The organism is Azospirillum sp. 11R-A (assembly GCF_049472615.1).
GTDB classification, from domain to species: Bacteria; Pseudomonadota; Alphaproteobacteria; order Azospirillales; family Azospirillaceae; genus Azospirillum; species Azospirillum palustre.
Genome location: NZ_JBCEBL010000005.1, coordinates 99900 through 122553 on the forward strand (window position 1 = coordinate 99900; position 22654 = coordinate 122553).

The following is a 22654-nucleotide window of genomic DNA, read 5'->3' on the forward strand; positions in this document are numbered from 1 at the left end:
CGGCCCCTGCATGTGACCCCGGTTGTGACGGCCGTCACAGCGCCTCCCCGGTTGCGGGGCCAGACTGGTCGGTATGGACGGTATCGCAGGAGACGGGCCATGACCGGCCGGACGAGCACGGGACGCGCGGCGGAGACATCGGCGAAGGAGACATCGCTGAAGGGACGGCGGGAGCTGGCGGCGCTGAACGACGCGCTGGCGCTGGCCGAACGCGGGCTGGGACGGCAGACGGTGGCGGCGCTGATGGCGCGGCTGCTGCGGGTGGCGGCGATGTTCCCGCGCTCGGTGGACGACACGCTGATGTGGCAGGTGACCGACCTCGTCACCGGCGACGACCTGTCGGACGGGGTGAAGCTGACGCTGATCCGCATGGGATGGGCGTCCATCGTCCAGGCGCAGTACCGGGCGCACGGGCTGCGGATGGTCGCCACCCCGAAACGCCGGCAGGCCGCCGCGGCGTGAGGTGACGGGCCGGGTCCGCAAAGGGCGGAACCGGCAGGAACTGGCCGGCAGAAGTTGCCTGGCGGCAGGCTCCGCCGCTCCGGCGGACGCCTCAGACCCCTGAAACGGAAAGACTTTCCGTTCGGCGTTGAAATTGCATCGCGTTCTGCACTGCCGGCAGATGCTGTCCGGCGGCGGCGCAACCGACAGCGGGACCACCGCGATGCAAGTCAACGGCTACAGCGGCTATTCGAACTCCCTCTACACCCAGTCGCAGACGGCGGCCGCGCGCAAGGGCTGGGGCAGCAGCGCCGGGCCGACCACCGACACCGACGCGGTCAACGCCTTCCTGAAGGAATCGAAGAAGACGCCGGCCGAGCGGATCCGCGACGACTGGCTCGCCCGTCACAAGATGACCGAGGACGACCTGAAGTCGATGCCGTCGGACAAGCGGGAGGCGGTCGAGAAGGAAATCGCCGAGGAGCTGAAGCGGAAGCTGACGGGGCAGGACGCCAAGCGCGGCGCCGTGATGAACCTGACCGCCTGACGCAGCCTGCCTTATACCGCCTGCCTTACCCCCTGCCCGCCCCTCCGTCAGGCGTCGCGGACGCTCACATGCACGTTGCCGCCGCCTTCACGATCCAGCAGGGCGGAGGCCTGCGCCTCGCGCTCCGCCGTCTCCACCCGCACCCACAGGATGATGCCGCCGGCCTCCAGCGCGCGGGTGAACTCGTCGGGCTTGGGATGGCTGGTCAGCTCGTCCAGATAATCCTTAATCGCCACGCCGCCGACGCCGGCCGCGACCAGCGCCGCCAACGCCGCCTCGATGGGGCCGCCGACGATGGCGATCAGGCCGGCGGTGGTCAGGGGGAAGGCGTATTTCAGCTCGCCCACCAGACCGGTCAGCGCCTCGTCGCGCGGCCGGTATTTCGGGTCGGCGGCCTCCAGCGAGGTGTGGCTGGCCAGGACCGACAGGTCGGCGCGGTCGAAATCGGCCGCCAGCAGGGCCTCCACCGCGCGGTCGAACGCGGCGCGGGTGGCGAAGAGGGCAACGACCTCCCGCACCTCGCCGGGTGTGGCGGCAGGTGTGGCGGCGGGCACGGTCTGCCCGGTCGATTGCGTCATGATGGCCGTCTCCCTATTTTTCAGCTTTCCCTATTGTAGCGACCGACGGCGCGCGCCCGTCAACCGCAACAGGGACATGGACCCGAGTCGTTCGTGCGCGTCCCATTGTCCCAGGCTCGGCAAAGCCGCCTATCCCGCGGCTGCATATCCCGTGATAGGGTGCGCATCCGAAACAACACCCATCCAAGGCTTCGTGGATCCCCGTGTCCGACATCGCAGAAATCGTCATCCCGCCCGACGCCACGCCGATGATGGCGCAGTATCTGGAGATCAAGCAGGCGCATCCCGATTGCCTGCTGTTCTACCGGATGGGCGACTTCTACGAAATGTTCTTCGAGGATGCGGTCAATGCCGCGGCGGCGCTGGACATCGCGCTGACCAAGCGCGGCCAGCATCTGGGCGAAGACATCCCGATGTGCGGCGTGCCGGTGCACAGCCATGAGAATTACCTGCAGCGCCTGATCCGCCAGGGCTTCCGCGTCGCCATCTGCGAACAGATGGAAGACCCGGCCGAGGCGAAGAAGCGCGGGGGCAAATCGGTGGTGAAGCGCGGCGTCATCCGCATCGTCACCCCCGGCACCCTGACCGAGGACAGCCTGCTCGACGCCCGCTCCTCCAACTGGCTGGCGGCGGTGGCGGAGACGGCGGGCGGGCTGGGGCTGGCCTGGCTGGAGATGTCGACCGGCGAACTGGTGGTGCAGCCGGTCGAGCGCACCGGGCTGGGAGCCGCGTTGGGGCGGCTCGACCCGCAGGAGGTGCTGATCTCGGAGAAGCTGAGCCAGACGCCGGAGCTGTTCGAGCTGTGGACGGACTGGAAGTCGCGGCTGACCGTGCAGCCCAACCCGCGCTTCGACAGCGAGAACGGCAAGCAGCGCCTGCTGACCCAGTATGGCGTCGGCACGCTGGACGCCTTCGGCACTTTCAGCCGGGCGGAGGTCGCGGCGGCCGGTGCGCTCGTCGGCTATGTCGAGCTGACGCAGAAGGGGCGCGTGCCCCGGCTGTCGCCGCCGCGCCGGCTGGGGCCGGGGGCGGTGATGGAGATCGACGCCTCCACCGCGCGCAATCTGGAGCTGACGCGGACGCTGAACGGGGAACGGCGCGGCAGCCTGCTCGCCACCATCGACCGCACGGTGACAGGAGCCGGGGCGCGGCTGCTCTGCGCCCATCTGACCTCGCCGCTGACCGACCCCGTCGCCATCGGCCGCCGGCTCGACATGGTGGAGTTCGCGCTTACGGGTGAGCGGCTGCGGGCCGAGCTGCGGCAGGCGTTGCGCAGCTGTCCCGACCTGGAACGGGCGCTGTCGCGGCTGACGCTGGGCCGGGGGGGCCCTCGCGATCTGGCGGCGATCCGCGACGGGCTGCGGCAGGCCGGGCTGATCAGGGAACTGCTGGCCGGGGCCATGCCGCTGCCGGACGGGCTGGCGGCGCTGGACAAGCGGCTGGGCGCGCATTCGGAACTGGTCGACCAGCTGAACCAGGCGCTGGCGCCGGAGCTGCCGCTGCTGGCGCGCGACGGCGGCTTCATCGCGCGGGACTACAGCTATGCGCTCGATGAGCTGGTGACGCTGCGCGACGAGAGCCGGCGGCTGATCGCCGGGTTGCAGACGAAATACGCCGAGATCGCCGGAGTGCCGTCGCTGAAGGTCAAGCACAACAATGTGCTGGGCTATCACATCGAGGTCACCGCCGCCCATGCCGACAAGCTGATGTCGGACAAGGGTCGCGAGGTGTTCATGCACCGCCAGACCATGGCGAACGCCGTGCGTTTCGGCACGGTGGAGCTGTCGGATCTGGAGCGGCGCATTTCGGAGGCCGCCGACAGGGCGCTGGCGGTGGAGCTGGAGCTGTTCGCCGGGCTGGTCGAGGCGGTCGCCGGCAAGGCCGACGCCATCGCCCAGGCGGCGCATGCGCTGGCGGCGCTGGACGTCGCCACCTCGCTGGCCGAACTGGCGGATGAGAGGCGCTACAGCCGGCCGCTGGTGGACGACAGCCTCGCCTTCTCGATCGCGGGCGGGCGGCATCCGGTGGTGGAGGCGGTGCTGGACGCCGCCCATGGCGGGCCGTTCGTGGCCAACGACTGCGATCTGGCGCCGGACAACCGGCTGTGGCTGCTGACCGGTCCGAACATGGCCGGTAAATCGACCTTCCTGCGGCAGAACGCGCTGATCGCGATCCTGGCGCAGATGGGCGGCTTCGTCCCGGCGGAACAGGCCCATATCGGGGTGGTCGACCGGCTGTACAGCCGCGTCGGCGCCGCCGACGATCTGGCGCGCGGGCGCTCGACCTTCATGGTGGAGATGGTGGAAACGGCGGCGATCCTGAACCAGTCGGGCGCGCGGGCTCTGGTGATTTTGGACGAGATCGGGCGCGGGACGGCGACCTTCGACGGGCTGTCCATCGCCTGGGCCTGCGTCGAGCATCTGCACGACATGAACCGCTGCCGGGCGCTGTTCGCCACGCACTATCACGAACTGACGATGCTGGCCTCGAAACTGCCGGCGCTGTCCTGCCACACCATGCGCATCAAGGAATGGCAGGGCGACGTGGTGTTCCTGCACGAGGTGACGGCGGGCGCGGCGGACCGCAGCTATGGCATCCACGTCGCCAAGCTGGCCGGGCTGCCGCCGGCGGTGGTCGGGCGGGCCGACGAGGTGCTGAAGCTGCTGGAATCGGGCGACCAGAACGCGACGATCCACCGGCTGGCCGAGGATCTGCCGCTGTTCAGCGCGGCGCTGAAACGGCCGGCGAAGGTGGTGGCGGAGGTCGAGACGGCACCGGCTGGGCCGTCGGCGGTCGAGGTGGCGCTGGCGGGGATCGACCCGGACAGTCTGACGCCGCGTCAGGCGCTGGAGGAGCTGTACCGGCTGCGCGGGATGGTGCGCTGATTTCTCTCAGGATCCCTTCTCCCCCCTGGGGAGAAGGTTAGGATGAGGGGGTTCGGCGCAGCCGAAGACATCCGGCATGTGCATCCCCCTCACCCCGCCCCTCTCCCCGGGGGGGAGAGGGGGGATTTGGCAGGTGAGTCGTTACTGCGCCTGAACAAGTTCCCCATGGCGCTCGCACCCAGCCTCGGCCAGTTCGACGAAGCGCTCGGTCACGTCGTCGGGCTGGGCGACCTTGGTCGGGTCCTCGCCGGGGAAGGCCTGGGTGCGCAGCTTGCTCGCCACCACGCCGGGGTCGAGCAGGTTGACGCGGACGGTGGAGGAGGCGACCTCCATCGCGTAGGTCTTCACGATCATCTCCAGCGCCGCCTTGCTGGCGCCGTAGGGCATCCAGTAATGATGCGGCGCCTTGGCGGCGGCGGACGTGACGAAGATGGCGCGGCCGGTGCCCGACGCGCGCAGCAGCGGGTCCATCGAGCGGATCAGCCGGTAGTTCGCCGTCACGTTCAGGTCCATCACCCGCGACCACAGCTTCGGATCGTACTGGGCGACCGGGCCGAGAGCCTCCAGCGCGCCGGCATTGCCGACGACCACGTCCAGCTTGCCGAAGCGCTGGTAGAGCGCATGGCCGAGCTGGTCGATCTTGTCGTAGTCGCGCATGTCCATCGGCACCAGGGTCGCCGACTGGCCGGAAAGCTTCTGGATGGCGTCGTCGGTCTCCTCCAGCCCGCCGACCGTACGGGCGACCAGAACCAGATGGGCGCCTTCGGCGGCGAAGCGCTTGGCGACGGCGGCGCCGATGCCGCGCGAGGCGCCGGTGACGAGGGCGATGCGGCCGGAGAGACGGGACATGGGGACGACTCGTTTCCTGGGATTATTGTTCGTTTACATATGAAAATCCCTCCCCCGTGGCCGGGAGAGGGATGATCGTCAGGCGCGGACCGGGACGTTCGACTCGACCGGCGGCTGGTCCAGCGCGTCGGTCAGCGGGATCGGGTAGTCGCCGGTGAAGCAGGCGTCGCAATAGCCGAGCTTGGCCGGATCGCGCTTCTCGTCGCCCATGGCGCGGTAGAGGCCGTCGAGCGAGATGAAGGAGAGGCTGTCGGCCTGGATGAACTCGCGCATCTGTTCCACCGTCATGCGGTGGGCCAGCAGCTTGCTCTGCTCCGGCGTGTCGATGCCGTAGAAGCAGGGGTGCGAGGTCGGCGGGCTGGAGATGCGCATGTGCACCTCCTTGGCCCCGGCGGCGCGCACCATCTCGACGATCTTCTTCGACGTGGTGCCGCGGACAATCGAATCGTCCACCAGCACGACGCGCTTGCCCTCGATCATCGCGCGGTTGGCGTTGTGCTTCAGCTTCACGCCGAGATGGCGGATCTGGTCGGTCGGCTCGATGAAGGTGCGGCCGACATAATGGTTGCGGATGATGCCGAGGTCGAAGGGCACGCCGGCTTCCTGGGCGTAGCCCAGCGCCGCGGGCACGCCGCTGTCCGGCACCGGCACGATCACGTCGGCGGGCACGCCGGCCTCGCGGGCCAGTTCACGGCCGATACGCTGGCGGGCCTGATAGACGGAGGTGCCCTCCATCACGCTGTCGGGACGGGCGAAGTAGATGTATTCGAAGATGCACAGGCGGCGCTGCTGCGGCTGGAACGGGCGCAGGCTGTGGAGGCCGCTGTCGTCGATGACGATCATCTCGCCCGGCTCGACGTCGCGGACATAGTCGGCGCCGACGATGTCGAAGGCGCAGGTCTCGCTGGCCAGGATGTAGGTGTCGCCCAGCCGGCCGAGCACCAGCGGACGGACGCCGAGCGCGTCACGCACGCCGATCACCTCCTTGGAGGTCAGCGCCACCAGGGAGAAGGCGCCCTCGACCTGACGCACCGCCTCGATCAGCCGGTCGACCGGCGAGCCGCCGCGGGCGGTCGCCATCAGATGGACGATCACCTCGGTGTCGGTGGAGGACTGGAACAGGCAGCCGCGGCGGACCAGCTGGCGGCGCAGCACCTGGGCGTTGGTCAGGTTGCCGTTGTGGGCCAGCGCGAAGCCGCCGAACTCGAAGTCGGCGTAGAGCGGCTGGACGTTGCGGATCGAGGTGTCGCCGGTGGTGGCATAGCGCACATGGCCGATGGCGCTGCCGCCCTTCAGCTTGGCGATGATCGCCTCGGAGCTGAAATGGTCGCCGACCAGGCCCAGCGTGTGCTGGAGGTGGAAGCGGCCGCCGTCGAAGCTGACGATGCCCGCCGCCTCCTGCCCGCGGTGCTGCAGGGCATGCAGGCCCAGCGCCGTGATGGCGCCCGCCTGCGGGTTGCCGTAGATGCCGAACACGCCGCACTCTTCGCGCAGCTTGTCGTCGTCGAACGGATGCGTCGTCAGCATCACCAGAAGTCCTTCGTCCAAGAGGCGCCGTCGGCGCGCGTCAGCACATGCAACGGAAAAAACTACGGTCCCACAAACGTCAATCGCGCCAAAACCGAGCGGTCAAGCTCAGCGGGCGTTGTTCTGCATCAGCCTTTCAAGATCGGCGCGATCGCGGTCCTTATAACCGGTATCGGGCGCCTGCGCACCCCCGGTCTTCGCGGGGCTGGGCACCGGCGTCGACAGGCGGTCGAGCGCCTGCTTGGCCTCCATCGCCTGACGCGCACGGTCGCGCGCGATGTCCATCTGGCCGAGGCCCTCCTTGCGCAGATTTTCCGGCACGAAGGCGTAGAGCGTTTCCGCCCCCATCGCCAGGAAGGGCCGGGTCTTCGCCTGCTGGAGCCAGACCGGCTGTTCGGCCTGGTTCGGCACCAGCCACAGGAAGAACAGGTAGGCGATGGAAACCAGAATCCCACCCTTCACCAGACCGAAGGCGAAGCCCAGCGTGCGGTCCAGCGCCGACAGCGCCGACGCCTGCACCCCGCGCGACAGGCTGCGCCCCAGCAGAGACAGCACGATCAGCGCGACGATGAAGATGCCGACCGCCGAGGCGGCATAGGCCAGCATCTCGAAGCGGATGTAGATCTGCGCATATGGCAGGACATGGGGCAGCGCATAGAGCGTGACGATCGCCGCACCGGCCCAGGCGGCGACCGACACCAGTTCGGCGACGAGGCCGCGGCTGAAGGCGAGCAGTGCGGCCAGAAGCAGCACGGCGATGACGACGATGTCCACCGGATTGACGGGAAGAGTGTCCATGACCCCTGTGCCGATTGCCTGTACCGATTGATGAGGTGCCGAGTGACGGCGGAACTGCGATCAGATGTACTCGTCGTCGCGCGGGCGGCGCGTGTCGTTGTCGTCATGGCCACGGCGCGACGGCGGCCGGCCGGAGGAGCCCTGCGGCTGGAACAGCGGCATCAGCTCGCCCAGCTGCTGGAGTTCGACGGTCTTGAGGCCGTTGTCGCCGCGGCTGCCCTTCTTGCCGGCGCGCCGGGCCGGGAAGATGGCGGAGGAGAAGCCGAGCTTCGCCGCCTCCTTCAGCCGCGTGTCGGTCTGGCTCACGGCGCGGACCTCGCCCGACAGGCCGAGTTCGCCGAACACCACCGTGTCGGCCGGCACCGGCTCCCCGGTGAGCGACGACACCAGCGCGGCGGCGACGGCGAGGTCGGCGGCCGGTTCGGTGATGCGCAGGCCGCCCGCCACGCTCAGATAGACGTCGTTGGCGCCGATCTGCACGCCGCAGCGCGCCTCCAACACCGCCAGCACCATGGCGAGGCGGGCCGAATCCCAGCCGACCACGGCGCGGCGCGGCGTGCCGAGCGGCGACGGGGCGACCAGCGCCTGCACCTCGACCAGCACGGGGCGGGTGCCCTCCATCCCGGCGAAGACGGCGGCGCCGGACACGTCGCCGCGGCGTTCGGCCAGGAACAGGGCGGACGGGTTGGCGACCTCGCCGAGGCCGGCGTCGCCCATCTCGAACACGCCGATCTCGTCGGTCGGGCCGAAGCGGTTCTTCACCGCGCGCAGGATGCGGAACTGGTGGCCGCGCTCGCCTTCGAAATAGAGGACGGTGTCCACCATGTGCTCCAGCACGCGGGGACCGGCGATCATGCCTTCCTTGGTGACGTGGCCGACCAGCAGCAGGACGACGCCGCGCCGCTTGGCGACGCGGATCAGCTCCTGCGCGCTGGCGCGGACCTGGGCGACGGTGCCGGGGGCGCTGTCCAGATTGTCCATATACATGGTCTGGATCGAATCGATGACGATCACCTCCGGACCCTTGGCGTCGTCGAGCGAGGCGACGATGTCGCGCACGCTGGTGGCGGACGCCAGATCGACGGGGGCGGTGGCGCAGCCCAGCCGCTGGGCGCGCAGCCGGACCTGATCGACCGCTTCCTCGCCCGAGACATAGGCGCAGCGGTGGTCCTGCGACAGTCGGGCCATCGCCTGGAGCAGCAGGGTCGACTTGCCGATGCCGGGATCGCCGCCGATCAGGATCGCCGAGCCGGGGACCAGCCCGCCGCCGCAGACGCGGTCGAACTCGGCGATGCCGGTCATCCGCCGCGGCGGCGCCTCGCTGGAGCCGTGCAGGCCGACGAAGTCGATGCGGCGGCCGCGGGCGGCGCCCAGCCCCTTGGGCGCGCTGTCGGGCGCGGCCTCCTCGACGAGGCTGTTCCATTCGCCGCAGGCGTCGCACTTGCCCGCCCATTTGGGGAAGGAGGCGCCGCAAGCCTGGCAGACATATCGGGTGATGGGCTTCGCCAAAGGTCTGGTAGTCCAATGGGGATAGGGCCCGCCACATATAGCAAGCCGTTCCGCCGAATCCTACGATTGCAGGGGTGGAATGCAGGGGCTTTTTTCAGACGGGTGGCGTGATAGCTTGTTGCGCTGTCTGCGGATGGTCGCGGCAGCCGAAAGATGGTCAGAGGATTTACGTGACGGATGACGGTTTGATGGACAGGGATGGACGGCGGATCGTTCTGCACGGTCCGGAAGAGTTCGCGGCGCTGCGCAAGGCCTGCCGGCTGGCGGCCGAGACGCTGGACTACATCGCGCCCTTCGTGGTGCCGGGCGTCAGCACGGGGCGACTCGACAAGCTGATCGAGGAGTTCCAGCGCGACCGCGGCGGCATCCCGGCGACGCTGGGCTACCAGGGCTATCCGGCCTGCAGCTGCATCTCGCCGAACCATGTCGTCAACCACGGCATCCCCAGCGACGACAAGAAGCTGATCGAGGGCGACATCGTCAACGTCGACGTCACCGTGATCCTGGACGGCTGGTACGGCGACAGCAGCCGCATGTATTTCGTCGGCGAGAAGATCGGCGTGAAGGCGCGCAAGCTGGTCGACCTGACCTATCGCTGCATGATGGCCGGCATCGCCCAGGCCAGACCCGGCAACCATCTGGGCGACATCGGCCATGCCATCCAGACGATGGCGGAGGCGGCGCGCTGCTCCGTCGTGCGCGATTTCGGCGGTCACGGCATCGGCCAGGTCTTCCACGGCGCCCCGCACGTCGATCATTTCGGCAAGCCCGGCACCGGCGTGGAGCTGCGCCCCGGCATGGTCTTCACGGTCGAGCCGATGATCAACGCCGGCCGTCCCGAGGTTAAGATCCTGTCCGACGGCTGGACCACGGTCACCCGCGACCGCTCGCTGTCGGCGCAGTTCGAGCACCAGATCGGCATCACCGAAGACGGCTGCGAGATCTTCACCCTCTCCCCCGCCGGCTACACCCAGCCGCCCTACGGGAGCGCCGCATGAGCGACGACCAGAATCACGGCGACCAGAAGCAGGGCGAACAGAAGCCTTGGGACGTGCTCGGCAGCCGCGAGCTGCTGGACGCCAGCCCGTACCTGAAGGTGCGGGCGGAGACGGTCCAGCTGCCGGACGGGCGGACGGTGGAGAATTTCTACCAGATCGACCAGCCCGACTTCGCCCTGATGTATGTGGAGACCGAGGACGGCAAGGTCGTGATGCTGCGCACCTACAAGCATGGGCCGCGCCGCGTCAGCCTGACCTTCCCCGCCGGCGCCATCGAGCCCGGCGAGGACCCGCTGACCGCCGCCAGGCGCGAGCTGCTGGAGGAGACCGGCTATGCCGCCGACGACTGGACGGCGCTGGGCGGCTTCGTCGTCGGGGCGAACTCCAGGGGCAGCACGTGCCACATGTTCCACGCCAAGGGCGCCCGCAAGGTGGCGGAACCGGACCAGGGCGATTTGGAAGACATGCGGATCGAGCTGCACAGCGCCCGCGAGCTGATCGACGCGGCGGCCCAGGGCGACTATGCGGTGCTGCCGGTGATCGCCATGCTGGGGGCGATGCTGCTGCCGGAGCTGCGCGAGGGGCTGGGCATGGCGGCGCGGAGCACGCGATGACGGACGATGCGCCGACCGCCGAGCGGCTGATCGAACTGCTGGGGTTGCAGCCTCATCCGGAAGGGGGCTTCTACGCCGAGACCTACCGTGCGCCGGGCGATGGCGGGCGCGGGGCGGTGACGGCCATCTATTTCCTGCTGAAGGCCGGGCAGCGGTCGCACTGGCATACGGTGGATGCCGTGGAGATCTGGCTCTGGCACGGCGGGGCGCCGCTGGAACTGTCGATTTATCAGGATGGCGGGGCGGTCGAACGCAGCCGGCTGGGGCTGGACATCGCCGAAGGCGAGCGGCCGCAGGCGGTGGTGCCGGTGGGAGCCTGGCAGGCGGCGCGGAGCTTGGCCGAGGGGCCGAACGGCTGGTCGCTGGTGAGCTGCACCGTGGCGCCGGCCTTCGAGTTCGCCGGGTTCCAGATGGCGCCGGAGGGATGGGAGCCGGTGGAGGGCCGGTGAGGGGCGGAAGACCGTCCCCTCGCCCGGATCGCTCACGCCCAGATCGCTCGGCCCTTGATCGCTCAGCCCCGCTCTCCCTGACGCTGGGCCTTCCGGATGCACAGATCTCATTGGCCTTCAAGCAACTGGAATCAGAGCCTTTACTCGGCCGTCATTCCCGCGAAGGCGGGAATCCAGCCACTTAAGCCGCTTTATCGCAAAGTTTCCTGGATCCCCGCCTTCGCGGGGATGACGCAAAGTTCCTTTTATTCCAAAACCTCAATGCCATTCTGAGCTTTGTGAATGCTGTACGCCGCCGGGCCGGGAGATCAGGCGATGGCTGGCGCGGCCTGTATGCGCACCATGTCGGCCAGCGCCTCGGGCGCCATCGGACGGCCGAACAGGTAGCCCTGCATCAGGTCGCAGCCGACCGACACCAGGAAATCGCGCTGCTCCGCCGTCTCCACCCCTTCCGCCACGGTGGTCAGGCCAAGACCGTGCGCCATGCCGACGGCGGCACGGACCAGCGCGTTGCTCTTCGGATTTTCCGGCACGTCGATGACGAAGGCGCGGTCGATCTTCAGCTTCGCCACCGGCAGCTGCTGCACATAGCTGAGCGAGGAATAGCCGGAGCCGAAATCGTCGATGGCCGCCTGGATGCCGAGATCGGCCAGCTCGCCCAGCGTCCGCACCGCCACCTTCAGGTCGCGCACCGCCGCCTGTTCGGTGATCTCCAGCCCGAGATGGCTGCGCAGCGACGGATGCTCGCACAGCAACTCCTCCAGGCGCAGCGTGAGGTTGCCGCGCAGGAACTGCTGGCCGGAGATGTTGAGGAAGACGCGGTCGGGCAGCACGCCCTCCGCCTCCCAGGCCGTCATCTGGGCAATGGCGGTGGACAGCACCCAGTCGGTGATCGGCACGATCAGGCCGCTTTCCTCGGCGACGGGAATGAACTCCCCAGGCGAGACCGGCCCCAGCGCGTGATGGTCCCAACGCAGCAGCGCCTCCGCCGAGCGGACCCGGCCGGCCTTGTCGACGATGGGCTGATAGACGAGGCGCAGCTCGTTCCGTTCGATCGCGTGGGTCAGATGCATGGTCAGCATCATCCGCCGCGTCGCCGCCGCCGCCATTTCCGGCGTATAGAAGCAGATGGCGTTGCCGCCATTGTGCTGCACCGCCTGCAAGGCGAGCTTGGCCTTGGCGTTCAGATCCTCCAGCGTGCTGACCGTCTCGTCCTGCACCGCGGCGCCGACCGACAGCCGCAGCCGCACCCAATGGCGGTCGGCGTAGATCGAGGCGGTCAGCCGGTCGTGCAGCACCCCGGCCAGCGTGCGCGCCTGATCGGCGTCGGCCACCCGTGACAGCGCTGCGAATTCGTCGGCGGCGATGCGGCAGATGATGGTGTTGGGCGGCAGCACCTCGGTCACCCGGCTGACCATCGCCTTCAGCGCGGCATCGCCGACATGGAAGCCGAAGGCTTCGTTCACGTCGCTGAACTGGTCGACGTCCAGCGCGAACAGCGCGAACAGCCCGCCGCCTGCCCCGCCACTGTCGCTGCCCTCCGGCCCGTCGGCGCGGTGGCCGGCGAACAGCGCCTCGCACTCCTCCAGAAAGGCGGTGCGGGTCAGAACGCCGGTCAGCGGGTCGTGCCGCGCAAGGTAGGAGGCGCGCTGCTCCGCCGCCAGACGGTCGGAAATGTCGCGGATGATGCCGACGAAGGTGACGTCGTCGCCCATCCGCGCCTCGCCGACGCTGAGATGGATGGGGAACACCGTGCCGTCCTTGCGCTGGCCCAGCGTGTCGCGGCCGATGCCGATGATCTTGGCCCGCTCGGTCCGCATGTAGGTGTCGACATAGCGGGTGTGGTCGCGGGAGAAGGGCGGCGGCATCAGGATGGTCATGCTGCGCCCGACCAGCTCGCTGTCCTCATAGCCGAACAGGCGGCAGCAGGCGCGGTTGATCGAGCGGATGGTGCCGCTGCGGTCGGACACGATGATGCCGTCCACCGCGGCGTCCAGCAGGGTGGCGACGAAGGCGTCGCGGCAGGTCACGAACTCGGCGATGCGGTCGGGATCGCCGGTCTGGTGAAAGTTGCCGAGATAGCCGAGGATCGTGCCTGCGCCGTCGCGATGGGCGGTCACGCTGCCGCTGAGAATCGACCGGCGGCCGTCGCAGCCGACCGTCGGGCAATCGACCGGGGCGGAGCCGTGCGCCTGGGACTGGCCCAGGGAGGTGATGGCTGCGATGGCAGCCCCCAGCGCCGCGGTCACGGGATGATCGATGGCGGCGAGCGGCCGGCCGACCAGTTCCGCCGGGGAACGGTCGAGCGCCGCGGCGAAATGGCGGTCGGCATGCCGGCACACGCGGTCGCGGTCCAGATAGACGAGCGCCATCCCGCCATCGTCGAGCAGGCTGGCGGCCAGCGAGGCCAGAAAGGCCGGATCGCGCGGCATCCCGGCGGCTTCCGCCGCACCGGACCCGCTGCACTCGGAACCGTTCATCTGATCCGCCGGTTGTAGGTTCACGAAGCCATCCGTTTCTTCTGTCCGGCCCGAAAGACGGACCTCGTGATGCACCGCCGGGATCCCGGCTGACCGAATTCGGATACCCGACGGTGGTATTATGACCCCGTCCGGCATCTTTTCCAACGTCAAGCGGACGCGTAAATGCAGGACATTTCCGCAACCCTGTCGCCGTGATGCTTTCGCACTCTAACGGTTAGAGGCCGAAGTACGATTGACATGGTTCAATGCGGGCCGCGGTTTCGGAGATAGACGCGCACCGTCCGCCGCACCACCACAGCTTTCGCGCGTGTGGTCTGCGACAATTCCGGGGCATCGGGTCCGGCGTGCTGGACCTTCGGCGGTATACGCCCCAAGATATTCGCCAACACCCCGATCCGGGAACCGTCCCGGCATTTTTCCAACCAGTCCCGTCTCTTTGTGCCTGATGGAGGAATAAACCGCAGGTCCCAGGCGTTTTTCCTGACAATGGCCGCAACAACCGACCCCCAAGTCGGCTGACGCCGTCACGTCGGGTCCGCCAACGGTCCGCGGTTCGAGAAAAAACGATTGGGAGCATTCCGTCATGACCAACGCATTCAGCCAGATCCGACACTCCGACGGCCGTGCATACTACCAGGGCACCCCGCTGTCCCTGGCCGATGCCCAGATCATGCTCAACGACGACATCCTGCGCCGCCGGGTGCGCGTCGGGGCCTATCTGCGGGTGGATGACGGCCGGCTGGTGCTGGTCAACGGCCCTGCCCTGCACCCTTGGGTCAGCCGGCCGGCGTCGGCGCTCAGCCCCCGCGCGGCCCGGCCAGAATAAGCGCCGCACCGGCCAGACAGATCAGCGCGCCGGCCGCGTCCCAGCGGTCCGGCCGCGCCCCCTCGACCAGCCACAGCCACAGCAGCGACGCCGCGATGTAGACGCCGCCGTAGGCGGCATAGGCCCGCCCGGCGAATTCGGCGTCGGCCCGCGTCAGCAGCCAGGCGAACAGGCACAGGCTTGCCACGCCCGGCAGGACCAGCCACGCGCTGCGATCCAGCCTTATCCAGGCCCAGAAGGCGAAGCAGCCGGCGATCTCCGCCAGCGCCGCTGCGCCATACAGCGCCAGCGTCGCGCCCTGTGTCCGCTCCATCCGCCCGTCCACCTCAGCCCCGCTCCAGACCGGCAGGATGCTGACGGCCGTGTGCTTCGGCGTCAATAGGGTGCGGGCCATTGCAACCCGCCACAGCTCGTTTCAATTTGCCGTCCTAATATTACAGTGCATTCATGGACTTGGCTGGGGGTGCGGCATAGATTCGCTGGGCAGGAGGCATACTATGATGCTCATAGACGCTACCGACCCGATGCGGGATGCCATCGAAACGATCCGGGCCACCGACGTGATTTCGGAGTCGAAGAAGCGTGTCCTGGTCCAGGGGCTGGAGGCGTTGCGGAACCGGCATTGTCCGGACCCGCGTCCGATGGCGGGCTGTTGCGAAGAGTGCCTGTCCCGCAGCCGCTGCCTGCCGGCGGTGCTGGATCTGCTCGGTTCCTGACCACGGCCGGGGGGAACGCGGAGTGCGCCTGACGCTCGATGACGAAGCCACGCTGTGTTCCGTCGAGATCCTGGCGGAGGCGGTCGAAATGGCCTTCGTGCCCGGTATCCTCGAACTGCGCACCCTGCGCGATTCCCTGAACGATGCCCTGCACACCCGATCCCCGGCGGCGGTGAAGCTGGCCTTCAGCGCCTTCAGCCGGGTCGACCGCGATTTCCGCAACCAGATCACCCATCACGCCCTCCAGCTGGCGGCCCTGCGCCGTCACAGCGCCGGACCGATGCGCCGCGACCTGCCGGTCGATGGCGGCGTGCCGGCGCGATCGTCCGGCCGCGGAATCGACGGGCCGCGCCGGGCGTGAACCGGGCATGAGCCTGGGGAGAGGCGGGCCGCTCGCCTTTCGTGTCATATTTTTAATGGACCCTTTTGCCTTCCGTTCCGTTGTCCAGGCATAACCAACACAGACGAGGTTGCCACCATGGACAAGGATCGCATCGAGGGCGCTGCCCGTTCCATCAAGGGTGCCATCAAGGAAGCCGCCGGCAAGCTGACCGGCGACACCAAGACCGAGGCCGAGGGCCGCGGCGAGAAGGCGGCCGGCAAGGTGCAGAACAGCGTCGGCGGCGCCAAGGATGCCGTGCGCGACGCGCTGAAGTAACCGCCGAAGCGATCCCGGCGCCCGCAAGGGTTTGCCGACCCGGCGTAGCCATCGGACGCCCCGGTCCCGCATTTCCATGCAGGGCCGGGGCGTTCGCATGTTCGCGCCCCTCCGGGCGGGCGCCGGTGGCGGTGGTGATGGCGACGCCCAAGCCGGAAATGGGCTGTTGCCGCCCTTCCCTCCCCTATCTATGATGCGCCGCCCCGGCCGGATGGCCGAACGACGCGCTTAGATTCGGGTCCCATGCTCCAGTTCATCCGCAATTTCGCCGGCTCCTGGGTCGTCAAGATCCTGTTCGTGCTGTTGATCCTCAGCTTCGGCATCTGGGGGATCGGCGACGTATTCCGCTCCACCACGCCCACCACCGTCGCCGAAGTCGGCAAGGTGGAGATCGGGCAGCAGGCGCTGGACCAGGAATTCCGCCGGCAGATGGAACGGCTGCGCCCGATGCTGGGCGGCAACCTGACCGCCGAGCAGGCCAAGCGCTTCGGCCTTCTGGAACAGTCGCTGCAATCGCTGATCCAGCGCACGCTGTTCGACCTCGCCGCCGCCGACATGGGCATCGCCGTCGGGCCGGAGGTGGTCCGCCTGCGCATCGCCGACGAGCCGGCCTTCCGCAACCAGCAGGGCCAGTTCGACCCCAACATCTTCCGGTCCGTGCTGCGCAACAACCAGCTGACCGAAGACGGCTATGTCGCGATGATCCAGCGCGAGACGGCGCGCCAGCTGGTGGCCGGCGCGGTGTCGGCCGGCCTGACCCCGCCGCAGCCGCTGGTGCAGGACCTCTACCGCTATCGCGGCGAAAAGCGCGTGGCGGAGGTGGTGACCCTGCCCAACGCCTCCATCGGCGATGTCGGCGTGCCCGACGACGCGACGATCAAGCAGGCCTACGACGACCATCAGGTCCGCTTCACCGCCCCGGAATACCGCGCCCTCACGGTCGCCCGCCTGTCGCCCGACGCGCTGGCGAAGGACATCAAGATCGACGACGCCCAGCTGCGCAAGGCGTATGAGGAGCGCGCGAACGAGTTCGGCGCCCCGGAAAAGCGCTCGGTCCAGATGGTGGTGACCGACGACGAGGCGAAGGCCAAGCAGATCGCCGAGGCCGCCAAGGCCAAGGGTCTGGCCGAGGCCGCCAAGGACGCCGGCGTGGAGCCGGTGACCCTGGACAACATCGCCAAGGCCGACCTGCCGGAGATCGGCGACGCCGCCTTCGCGCTGGAGCCGGGCAAGCCCTCCGACCCGATCAGGAGCGCGCTCGGCTGGCACGTCATGGCCGTCACCGGCGTCACCCCGTCCTCGACCAAGAGCTTCGAGGATGTGCGCGACCAGCTGGCGGCCGAGATGAAGAAGGAGCAGGCGCTCGACTCCGTCTTCTCCATCGCCAACCGGGTCGAGGACCAGCTGGCCAGCGGCGCCTCGCTGGACGAGGTCGCCCAGGCCCAGGGTCTGGTGCTGAGCAAGGTCGCCGCCATCGACAGCACCGGCAAGGCCCCGGACGGCAAGGACGCCGCCCCGGACCTGCCCGGCCTGAAGGCGCTGCTGCCGAACGCCTTCCAGCTGAAGACCGGCGCTTCCTCCAACCTGACGGAGGGCGAGGGAAGCAACTTCACCGCCGTCCGCGTCGACAGCGTGATCCCCGCCGCCGTCCGTCCGCTGGCCGACGTGCGCGAGCAGGTCATCGCCGACTGGCAGCAGGAACAGCGCGCCGAGCGCGCCGCCAAGAAGGCGGAGGAGATCGCCGCCCGGCTGAAGCAGGGTGCGGAGGCCGCGGCCCAGGACGTCGCCACCCAGGCCGGCGCCACCTTCGCCATGACCAGCCCCTTCACCCGCGACGCCCAGGCGGTCCAGGGCCTGCCGGCGGAGCTGGTCGCCAAGCTGTTCGCCGCCAAGCCGAACGAGGTCGTCACCGGCAACACCGCCGATGCCCAGGTGGTCACCCGCCTGAAGGAGATCATCCCGGCCGATCCGAAGGCCGCCGACGCCGATCTGGCGCCGGTCCGCGCCGCGGTCGAACAGGGGATGGAGGGCGATCTGGTGGCGGAGTTCACCAACGCGCTGCGCGACAAGTACCCGGTCCGCATCCATCGCCAGCGCATCGACCAGTTCTTCGCCAGCAACTGAGGCTTCGGCGCAGCCGACAGCAATCCAAGAGGTCTCGTGCCGTGAAGGTCCAGCCCGATATCACCAGCTTCAATGCCGCTTACGCCGCCGGTCGGCCGCAGGTGGTGTGGACCACGCTGGTCAGCGATCTGGAGACCCCGGTCTCCGCCTACATGAAGCTGGCGGACGGCCGTCCCTTCGGCTTCCTGCTGGAGTCGGCGGAGCGCGGGGCGGGATCGCGGCGCGACCGCTATTCGGTGATCGGCTTCAAGCCGGACGTGGTGTGGCGGTCGCGCGGCAACCGGGCGGAGATCAACCGCGATGCGCTGCACGACCGCGACGCCTTCAAGCCGCTCGACAACGCACCGCTGGACGAGCTGCGCGCGCTGATCAACGAGAGCCGGATCGACCTGCCGGAAGCGCTGCCGCCGATGGCCGCCGGCCTGTTCGGCTACATGACCTACGACATGGTCCGCCTGATGGAGCGGCTGCCGGACAACAATCCGGACGAGCTGAACATCCCGGACGCCATCCTGACCCGGCCCAGCATCGTCGCCATCTTCGACAGCCACACCGACTCGATCACGCTGGTGACCCCGGTCTGGCCGAAGGCCGGCAAGGATGCCGCCACCGCCTACGCCGATGCGCGGGAGCGGCTGACCGACGCGCTGGCCGATCTGGAACGCCCCCTGCCCTACCGGCGGGAGCCGCGGGCGGAGGACGGCCTGCCGCTGGCCTGGACCTCCAACACGACGCGCGAGGAGTATCACGCGATCGTGGAGAAGGCGAAGGAGTACATCCGGGCCGGCGACATCTTCCAGGTCGTGCCGTCGCAGCGCATCCGCTTCCCCTTCAAGCCGTCGCCGCTGGCGCTGTACCGCACGCTGCGCCGGCTGAACCCCTCGCCCTTCCTGTTCCACTGCGATTTCGGCGACCTGACCGTCGTCGGCTCCAGCCCGGAAATCCTGGTGCGCGTGCGCGACGGCAAGGTCACCGTCCGTCCTATCGCCGGCACCCGCAAGCGCGGCGCCACCACGGCGGAGGACGAGGCGCTGGCCGCCGACCTGCTGAGCGATCCGAAGGAACTGGCCGAGCACCTGATGCTGCTCGACCTCGGCCGCAACGACGTCGGCCGGGTGGCGAAGGTCGGCACGGTCAAGGTGACGGCCAAGATGATCGTGGAGCTTTACAGCCACGTCATGCACATCGTCTCCAACGTCGAGGGCGAGCTCGATCCGAAGTTCGACGCGCTCGATGCGCTGGTCGCCGGCTTCCCCGCCGGCACGGTGTCCGGTGCGCCGAAGGTCCGCGCCATGGAGATCATCGACGAGCTGGAGAAGGCCCGCCGCGGCGTCTATGCCGGCTGCGTCGGTTATTTCGGCGCCTCGGGCGCGATGGACACCTGCATCGCGCTGCGCACCGCCGTGCTGAAGGACGGCATGATGTATGTCCAGGCCGGCGGCGGCGTCGTCGCCGACAGCGACCCGGAAGCCGAGTATCAGGAGACCGTCAACAAGTCGATGGCGCTGATCCGCGCCGCCGAGGAGACCCTGCGCACCACCGCGCGCGGCTGACCGTCACAACCGCGCTCAACGGAAAGGCCGCCTCCTGGGCGGCCTTTTTCATGCGCGGAAGGTTGCGGGGGCAACGGGCCCACTCCCGCCAATCCGGATTATCCACAGGAAAATGCACGCCGCCGGGCAGTAGCGTCGCACACATCTGCAACCATGCATCTATAGTAGGACTGTGTGAACGGGGTGGCGGATACGCCGCCACCGCCGCACACTAACAAGGGAGAAAAGAGGATGGACAAGATCCTCACACTCCTGATCCTGCTGTTGCAGATCGTCAAGGCGTGCCTTGATCTTCTGAACCGCTGATCGGATGGGTGCATCGGGGCTGGCCGGCCTCGATGCACCTGTCCCTAAAGATAAGCCATTTCCCGCGCTTGCCAAGAGGCTTCCGCACGCCTTCCGCGAGTTGGCAGTCAGAGATACCGCTGCTCCAGATGCCGCTTGAACACCGACGCGTCGAGCGGCCGGCCGGTCGCCGCGGTCAGCAGCTCGTCGCCGGAGGCGTGGAAACAGCCGGTCTGATGGACATTCACCCGCAGCCAGTTCACCAGAGGCGCGAACTCGCCACGCGACAGCGCCGGGACGATTTCCGGATCGGCGGTGCGGGCGGCGTCGAACAGCTGGGCCGCGGTCATCGCGCCCAGCGTGTAGCTGGGGAAATAGCCCCAGCCGCCGCCGGGCCAGTGGATATCCTGCAAACAGCCGAGCCGGTCGTTCGGCGGAACCACACCGACGAGTTCGGCCATGCCGTCGTTCCAGGCGCCCGGCAGGTCCGGCAGGGTCAGGTCGCCTGCAACCAGCGCCTTTTCCAGGCGGTAGCGCAGGATGATGTGGGCGGGATAGGTCACCTCGTCGGCATTGACGCGGATGAAGCCGCGCTCCACCCGGCTGTAGAGGCGGCGCAGATTGTCGGCCTCCCAGGCCGGCCCCTCCCCAGCGAAGGTCTCGCGCACCACCGGCGCCAGCCAGGTGATGAATTCGGCCGAGCGGCAGGCCTGCATCTCCATCAGCAGCGACTGGCTTTCATGCACCGCCATGCCGCGGGACTGGCCCACCGGCTGGGTCAGCCACGCGGCCGGGCGGTTCTGCTCGTACAGCGCGTGGCCGGTCTCGTGCAGGATGCCCATTAGCGCATCGGTGAAGTTCGCCTCGTCATAGCGGGTGGTGATGCGCACATCGCCGGTGGCTCCACCGCAGAAGGGATGCAGCGACACGTCCAGCCGGCCGCGGCGGAAGTCGAAGCCCAGCCGCTCCATCATGCGGACGCCAAGCCCGCGCTGCGTCTCCACCGGGAACGGCCCCTGCGGCTCGGTCACCGCCGGTGCCGCCGCCTGCTTGTCGAGGACGCGGCCGATCAGGTCGGGCAGGAAGCCGGACAGATCGGCGAACAGCGCGTCGATCCGCTCCGCCCGCGCACCCGGATCGTGGCTGTCGAGCAGCGCGTCATAGGCGCTGATCCCCATCACGGAGCCAAGCGCCTCGGCTCCCTCGCGGACGCGGGCCAGAACCTCGGTCAGCGAGGGCAGCAGCTTGGCATAGTCGCTCTCCGCCCGCGCGGCGCGCCAGGTCATCTCGCAGACCGACACCGCCTTGCTGGTCGCCTCCACCAGATCGGCGGGAATGGCGGTGGCCTGGATGTGGTGGCGGCGCATCTCGCGCAGGTTGGCGCGCTGCCAGGCGTCGAGGCTGCCGTCGCCCTCCGCCTCCGCCAGCAGATCGCCCATGCGCGGGTCGGTCGCCAGTTCGTGGGCGATCACCGACAGGGTCGCGGTCTGCTCCGCCCGGCCATCGTTGGCCCCCTCCGGCATGATCGTCTGGGTGTCCCAGCCGAGAATGCCCAGCGCGTCGCCGATGGCGGCGATGCGGGCGTGGCGGCGTTCAAGCTCCTGATATGCGGTCATCGGGTCGTCCGTCGGTTCCGGTGTCGGCGCGCTTGCGCTGTGACAGCGCGTAGATCCCGGCGAGCGTCACCGCAAGCCCGTACCAGGTCAAGGCATACTGCAGGTGGTTGTTCGGCAGTTCCACCCGCGGCTCGATCCCCGCCAGCGTCCCGGCCGGCGCACCGGGAAGCTTGCTCCCGTTGATGCTCCCCTGCCCCGGCAGCATCTCGATCACCACAGGCGCCACGCCGCTTAGCGACAGCGCGGCGGCCATCGCCGGCGGATCGGCGCGCATCCAGGCGGAACCGGGCGCCGGGGTGCCGTTGCCGGGCTGGAAGAAACCGGGCGGCTGCGGGACGCGGACGATGCCCCTGACGGTCGTCTCGCCCTCCACCCGGGCGGCGGCGCGGGTCGCCGGATCGCGGCGGTCCATCGGCACGAAGCCGCGGTTGACCAGCAGGATGCCGGCCCCGTCGGCTCGTTCGAACGGGGTCAGCACCTCGTAGCCGACCTGCCCCTGGTGCGGGCGGGCGATCACCAGCAAATCCTTATCGTTCAGGAAATGCCCGGCGAGCGTCACCGGCCGGAACTCCCAGGCGGCGGGATCGTCGATCCGGGCGGGCAGCGGCGCGGGCGGCTCGGCCATCTGCCGGTCGATCCGGGCGATCAGCTCCTGCTTCCAGTGCAGCCGCTCCAGCTGCCATGTGCCGAGCCCGATGGTGACCGCAAGCCCGGCCAGCGTGACCAAAGTCGCCCCCAGCGTGGGGCGGAAATGCCGCCGGCCCGCCGTCTCGACCGCGGTTGCGCTCAAGAGCCCTTCTCCACTTCGCTGCGGCGGTAGCGGTACTGGAGGGCGATCACGGCGGCCTTGGCCGGCCGCAGCATGCCCAGCGTCAGGCCCAGCACGACGATGCTCCAGACGATGGCATGCAGCCACAGCGGCCAGTCCACCGTCATCGATACCCAGAGTGCGACCGGCACGACGAGGAAGCCCAGGATGAAGATGAGGAAGACGGCGGGGCCGTCACCGCTGTCGACTTGCGAAAAATCCAAGCCGCAGACGTTGCAGCGCTCCGCCACCGTCAGGTAGCCGTCGTACAGCCGTCCCTTGCCGCAACGCGGGCAGACGCTGCGCAGGCCCGCCGACAATGGGGAAACACTGGGGTAGAGATCGATCACGCCATCACCTCCAGTCCGGACCGTTCCGGCAGCGATACAG

At 68.8% G+C, this 22654-nt stretch carries 22 protein-coding genes; 12 read left to right on the forward strand and 10 right to left on the reverse strand.

The genetic code is table 11. The features are described 5' to 3' along the window. The first annotated feature begins 99 nt into the window (after nucleotides 1-99). Both VH569_RS09745 and VH569_RS09750 read left to right on the forward strand, forming a co-directional pair. Nucleotides 100-462 (forward strand): hypothetical protein, encoded by a 363-nt coding sequence (locus VH569_RS09745; protein ID WP_376959008.1) that lies wholly within the window; start codon nucleotides 100-102, stop codon nucleotides 460-462. A gap of 133 nt (nucleotides 463-595) precedes the next feature. Then, the gene (locus VH569_RS09750) at nucleotides 596-988 is read left to right on the forward strand and encodes a hypothetical protein (protein WP_423315167.1); all 393 of its coding nucleotides are present in this window, start codon (nucleotides 596-598) and stop codon (nucleotides 986-988) included. A 47-nt stretch (nucleotides 989-1035) separates the two neighbouring features. Here VH569_RS09750 and VH569_RS09755 read toward each other — a convergent pair whose 3' ends face one another. Then, nucleotides 1036-1566 (reverse strand): hypothetical protein, encoded by a 531-nt coding sequence (locus VH569_RS09755; protein WP_423315168.1) that lies wholly within the window; start codon nucleotides 1564-1566, stop codon nucleotides 1036-1038. Between the two features lie 248 nt (nucleotides 1567-1814). On the opposite strand from VH569_RS09755, the gene mutS reads away from it, so the two are divergent. Further along, complete coding sequence (gene mutS, locus VH569_RS09760; protein ID WP_423315340.1) at nucleotides 1815-4451, forward strand: DNA mismatch repair protein MutS; 2637 nt, start codon at nucleotides 1815-1817, stop codon at nucleotides 4449-4451. Nucleotides 4452-4592: 141 nt separating this feature from the next. Here the strand turns inward: mutS and VH569_RS09765 are convergent, their stop codons facing one another. The 4 genes from VH569_RS09765 to radA form a co-directional block, all read right to left on the reverse strand. After that, nucleotides 4593-5300 carry an SDR family NAD(P)-dependent oxidoreductase gene (locus tag VH569_RS09765; RefSeq protein ID WP_423315169.1) on the reverse strand — a complete coding sequence of 236 codons (708 nt, stop codon included), beginning with the start codon at nucleotides 5298-5300 and terminating at the stop codon, nucleotides 4593-4595. 78 nt (nucleotides 5301-5378) lie between these two features. Beyond that, nucleotides 5379-6827, reverse strand: coding sequence for an amidophosphoribosyltransferase (purF, locus tag VH569_RS09770; protein ID WP_423315170.1), 1449 nt, complete (start codon nucleotides 6825-6827; stop codon nucleotides 5379-5381). 108 nt (nucleotides 6828-6935) lie between these two features. Continuing rightward, on the reverse strand, nucleotides 6936-7625 hold the full coding sequence (locus tag VH569_RS09775) for a CvpA family protein (RefSeq protein WP_423315171.1): 690 nt from the start codon (nucleotides 7623-7625) through the stop codon (nucleotides 6936-6938). Nucleotides 7626-7685: 60 nt separating this feature from the next. Further along, on the reverse strand, nucleotides 7686-9134 hold the full coding sequence (gene radA / locus VH569_RS09780) for a DNA repair protein RadA (RefSeq protein ID WP_423315172.1): 1449 nt from the start codon (nucleotides 9132-9134) through the stop codon (nucleotides 7686-7688). 188 nt (nucleotides 9135-9322) lie between these two features. On the opposite strand from radA, the gene map reads away from it, so the two are divergent. The 3 genes from map to VH569_RS09795 are packed head-to-tail and all read left to right on the forward strand — an operon-like array spanning nucleotide 9323 to nucleotide 11195. Beyond that, entirely contained in the window at nucleotides 9323-10132 is an 810-nt protein-coding gene (gene map, locus VH569_RS09785) for a type I methionyl aminopeptidase (protein ID WP_423315173.1), read from the forward strand. Next, a complete protein-coding gene (locus VH569_RS09790) occupies nucleotides 10129-10746 on the forward strand; it encodes an NUDIX domain-containing protein (protein ID WP_423315174.1) in 618 nt (205 codons plus the stop codon). The genes map and VH569_RS09790 overlap by 4 nt, the downstream gene beginning before the upstream one ends. Then, nucleotides 10743-11195 (forward strand): cupin domain-containing protein, encoded by a 453-nt coding sequence (locus VH569_RS09795; RefSeq protein ID WP_423315175.1) that lies wholly within the window; start codon nucleotides 10743-10745, stop codon nucleotides 11193-11195. The genes VH569_RS09790 and VH569_RS09795 overlap by 4 nt, the downstream gene beginning before the upstream one ends. Nucleotides 11196-11503: 308 nt before the next feature. On the opposite strand, the gene VH569_RS09800 is transcribed toward VH569_RS09795, so the two are convergent. After that, on the reverse strand, nucleotides 11504-13675 hold the full coding sequence (locus VH569_RS09800) for a putative bifunctional diguanylate cyclase/phosphodiesterase (RefSeq protein WP_423315176.1): 2172 nt from the start codon (nucleotides 13673-13675) through the stop codon (nucleotides 11504-11506). Between the two features lie 586 nt (nucleotides 13676-14261). Here VH569_RS09800 and VH569_RS09805 point away from each other — a divergent pair. Then, entirely contained in the window at nucleotides 14262-14504 is a 243-nt protein-coding gene (locus VH569_RS09805) for a hypothetical protein (protein ID WP_174469726.1), read from the forward strand. Here the strand turns inward: VH569_RS09805 and VH569_RS09810 are convergent. Beyond that, nucleotides 14476-14817, reverse strand: coding sequence for a YnfA family protein (locus VH569_RS09810; protein WP_423315341.1), 342 nt, complete (start codon nucleotides 14815-14817; stop codon nucleotides 14476-14478). The genes VH569_RS09805 and VH569_RS09810 overlap by 29 nt on opposite strands. 184 nt (nucleotides 14818-15001) lie before the next feature. Here VH569_RS09810 and VH569_RS09815 point away from each other — a divergent pair, with 184 nt between their 5' ends. The 5 genes from VH569_RS09815 to trpE all read left to right on the forward strand — a co-directional run bounded on the left by VH569_RS09815 (nucleotide 15002) and on the right by trpE (nucleotide 19555). Then, nucleotides 15002-15220, forward strand: a complete 219-nt coding sequence (locus tag VH569_RS09815) for a hypothetical protein (RefSeq protein ID WP_146255511.1) — start codon at nucleotides 15002-15004, stop codon at nucleotides 15218-15220. Between the two features lie 22 nt (nucleotides 15221-15242). Next, nucleotides 15243-15581 carry a hypothetical protein gene (locus VH569_RS09820; RefSeq protein WP_423315177.1) on the forward strand — a complete coding sequence of 113 codons (339 nt, stop codon included), beginning with the start codon at nucleotides 15243-15245 and terminating at the stop codon, nucleotides 15579-15581. 117 nt (nucleotides 15582-15698) lie between these two features. Further along, a complete protein-coding gene (locus VH569_RS09825) occupies nucleotides 15699-15878 on the forward strand; it encodes a CsbD family protein (RefSeq protein WP_098740061.1) in 180 nt (59 codons plus the stop codon). A gap of 243 nt (nucleotides 15879-16121) precedes the next feature. Then, complete coding sequence (locus VH569_RS09830) at nucleotides 16122-18002, forward strand: SurA N-terminal domain-containing protein (RefSeq protein WP_423315178.1); 1881 nt, start codon at nucleotides 16122-16124, stop codon at nucleotides 18000-18002. A 41-nt stretch (nucleotides 18003-18043) separates the two neighbouring features. Next, the gene (gene trpE / locus VH569_RS09835; RefSeq protein WP_423315179.1) at nucleotides 18044-19555 is read left to right on the forward strand and encodes an anthranilate synthase component I; all 1512 of its coding nucleotides are present in this window, start codon (nucleotides 18044-18046) and stop codon (nucleotides 19553-19555) included. 413 nt (nucleotides 19556-19968) lie between these two features. Here the strand turns inward: trpE and VH569_RS09840 are convergent, their stop codons facing one another. The 3 genes from VH569_RS09840 to VH569_RS09850 are packed head-to-tail and all read right to left on the reverse strand — an operon-like array spanning nucleotide 19969 to nucleotide 22614. Next, entirely contained in the window at nucleotides 19969-21456 is a 1488-nt protein-coding gene (locus VH569_RS09840) for a carboxypeptidase M32 (protein ID WP_423315180.1), read from the reverse strand. After that, nucleotides 21434-22246, reverse strand: a complete 813-nt coding sequence (locus VH569_RS09845; RefSeq protein ID WP_423315182.1) for an SURF1 family protein — start codon at nucleotides 22244-22246, stop codon at nucleotides 21434-21436. Before VH569_RS09845 ends, VH569_RS09840 begins: the two co-directional genes overlap by 23 nt. Continuing rightward, a complete protein-coding gene (locus VH569_RS09850) occupies nucleotides 22243-22614 on the reverse strand; it encodes a DUF983 domain-containing protein (protein WP_109449459.1) in 372 nt (123 codons plus the stop codon). The genes VH569_RS09845 and VH569_RS09850 overlap by 4 nt, the downstream gene beginning before the upstream one ends. Between the last annotated feature and the right edge of the window lie 40 nt (nucleotides 22615-22654).

Excerpts from the sequence above, each read along its gene's own strand:
- VH569_RS09765 (WP_423315169.1), bottom strand. The coding sequence starts at position 5,300 with ATGTCCCGTCTCTCCGGCCGCATCGCCCTCGTCACCGGCGCCTCGCGC.
- VH569_RS09810 (WP_423315341.1), bottom strand. The coding sequence starts at position 14,817 with ATGGAGCGGACACAGGGCGCGACGCTGGCGCTGTATGGCGCAGCGGCG.
- VH569_RS09830 (WP_423315178.1), top strand. The coding sequence starts at position 16,122 with ATGCTCCAGTTCATCCGCAATTTCGCCGGCTCCTGGGTCGTCAAGATC.
- VH569_RS09800 (WP_423315176.1), bottom strand. The coding sequence starts at position 13,675 with ATGAACGGTTCCGAGTGCAGCGGGTCCGGTGCGGCGGAAGCCGCCGGG.
- VH569_RS09755 (WP_423315168.1), bottom strand. The coding sequence starts at position 1,566 with ATGACGCAATCGACCGGGCAGACCGTGCCCGCCGCCACACCTGCCGCC.
- purF (WP_423315170.1), bottom strand. The coding sequence starts at position 6,827 with ATGCTGACGACGCATCCGTTCGACGACGACAAGCTGCGCGAAGAGTGC.
- VH569_RS09745 (WP_376959008.1), top strand. The coding sequence starts at position 100 with ATGACCGGCCGGACGAGCACGGGACGCGCGGCGGAGACATCGGCGAAG.
- VH569_RS09815 (WP_146255511.1), top strand. The coding sequence starts at position 15,002 with ATGATGCTCATAGACGCTACCGACCCGATGCGGGATGCCATCGAAACG.
- VH569_RS09790 (WP_423315174.1), top strand. The coding sequence starts at position 10,129 with ATGAGCGACGACCAGAATCACGGCGACCAGAAGCAGGGCGAACAGAAG.
- VH569_RS09795 (WP_423315175.1), top strand. The coding sequence starts at position 10,743 with ATGACGGACGATGCGCCGACCGCCGAGCGGCTGATCGAACTGCTGGGG.
- VH569_RS09840 (WP_423315180.1), bottom strand. The coding sequence starts at position 21,456 with ATGACCGCATATCAGGAGCTTGAACGCCGCCACGCCCGCATCGCCGCC.
- VH569_RS09825 (WP_098740061.1), top strand. The coding sequence starts at position 15,699 with ATGGACAAGGATCGCATCGAGGGCGCTGCCCGTTCCATCAAGGGTGCC.
- VH569_RS09805 (WP_174469726.1), top strand. The coding sequence starts at position 14,262 with ATGACCAACGCATTCAGCCAGATCCGACACTCCGACGGCCGTGCATAC.
- mutS (WP_423315340.1), top strand. The coding sequence starts at position 1,815 with ATGATGGCGCAGTATCTGGAGATCAAGCAGGCGCATCCCGATTGCCTG.
- VH569_RS09775 (WP_423315171.1), bottom strand. The coding sequence starts at position 7,625 with ATGGACACTCTTCCCGTCAATCCGGTGGACATCGTCGTCATCGCCGTG.
- map (WP_423315173.1), top strand. The coding sequence starts at position 9,323 with ATGGACAGGGATGGACGGCGGATCGTTCTGCACGGTCCGGAAGAGTTC.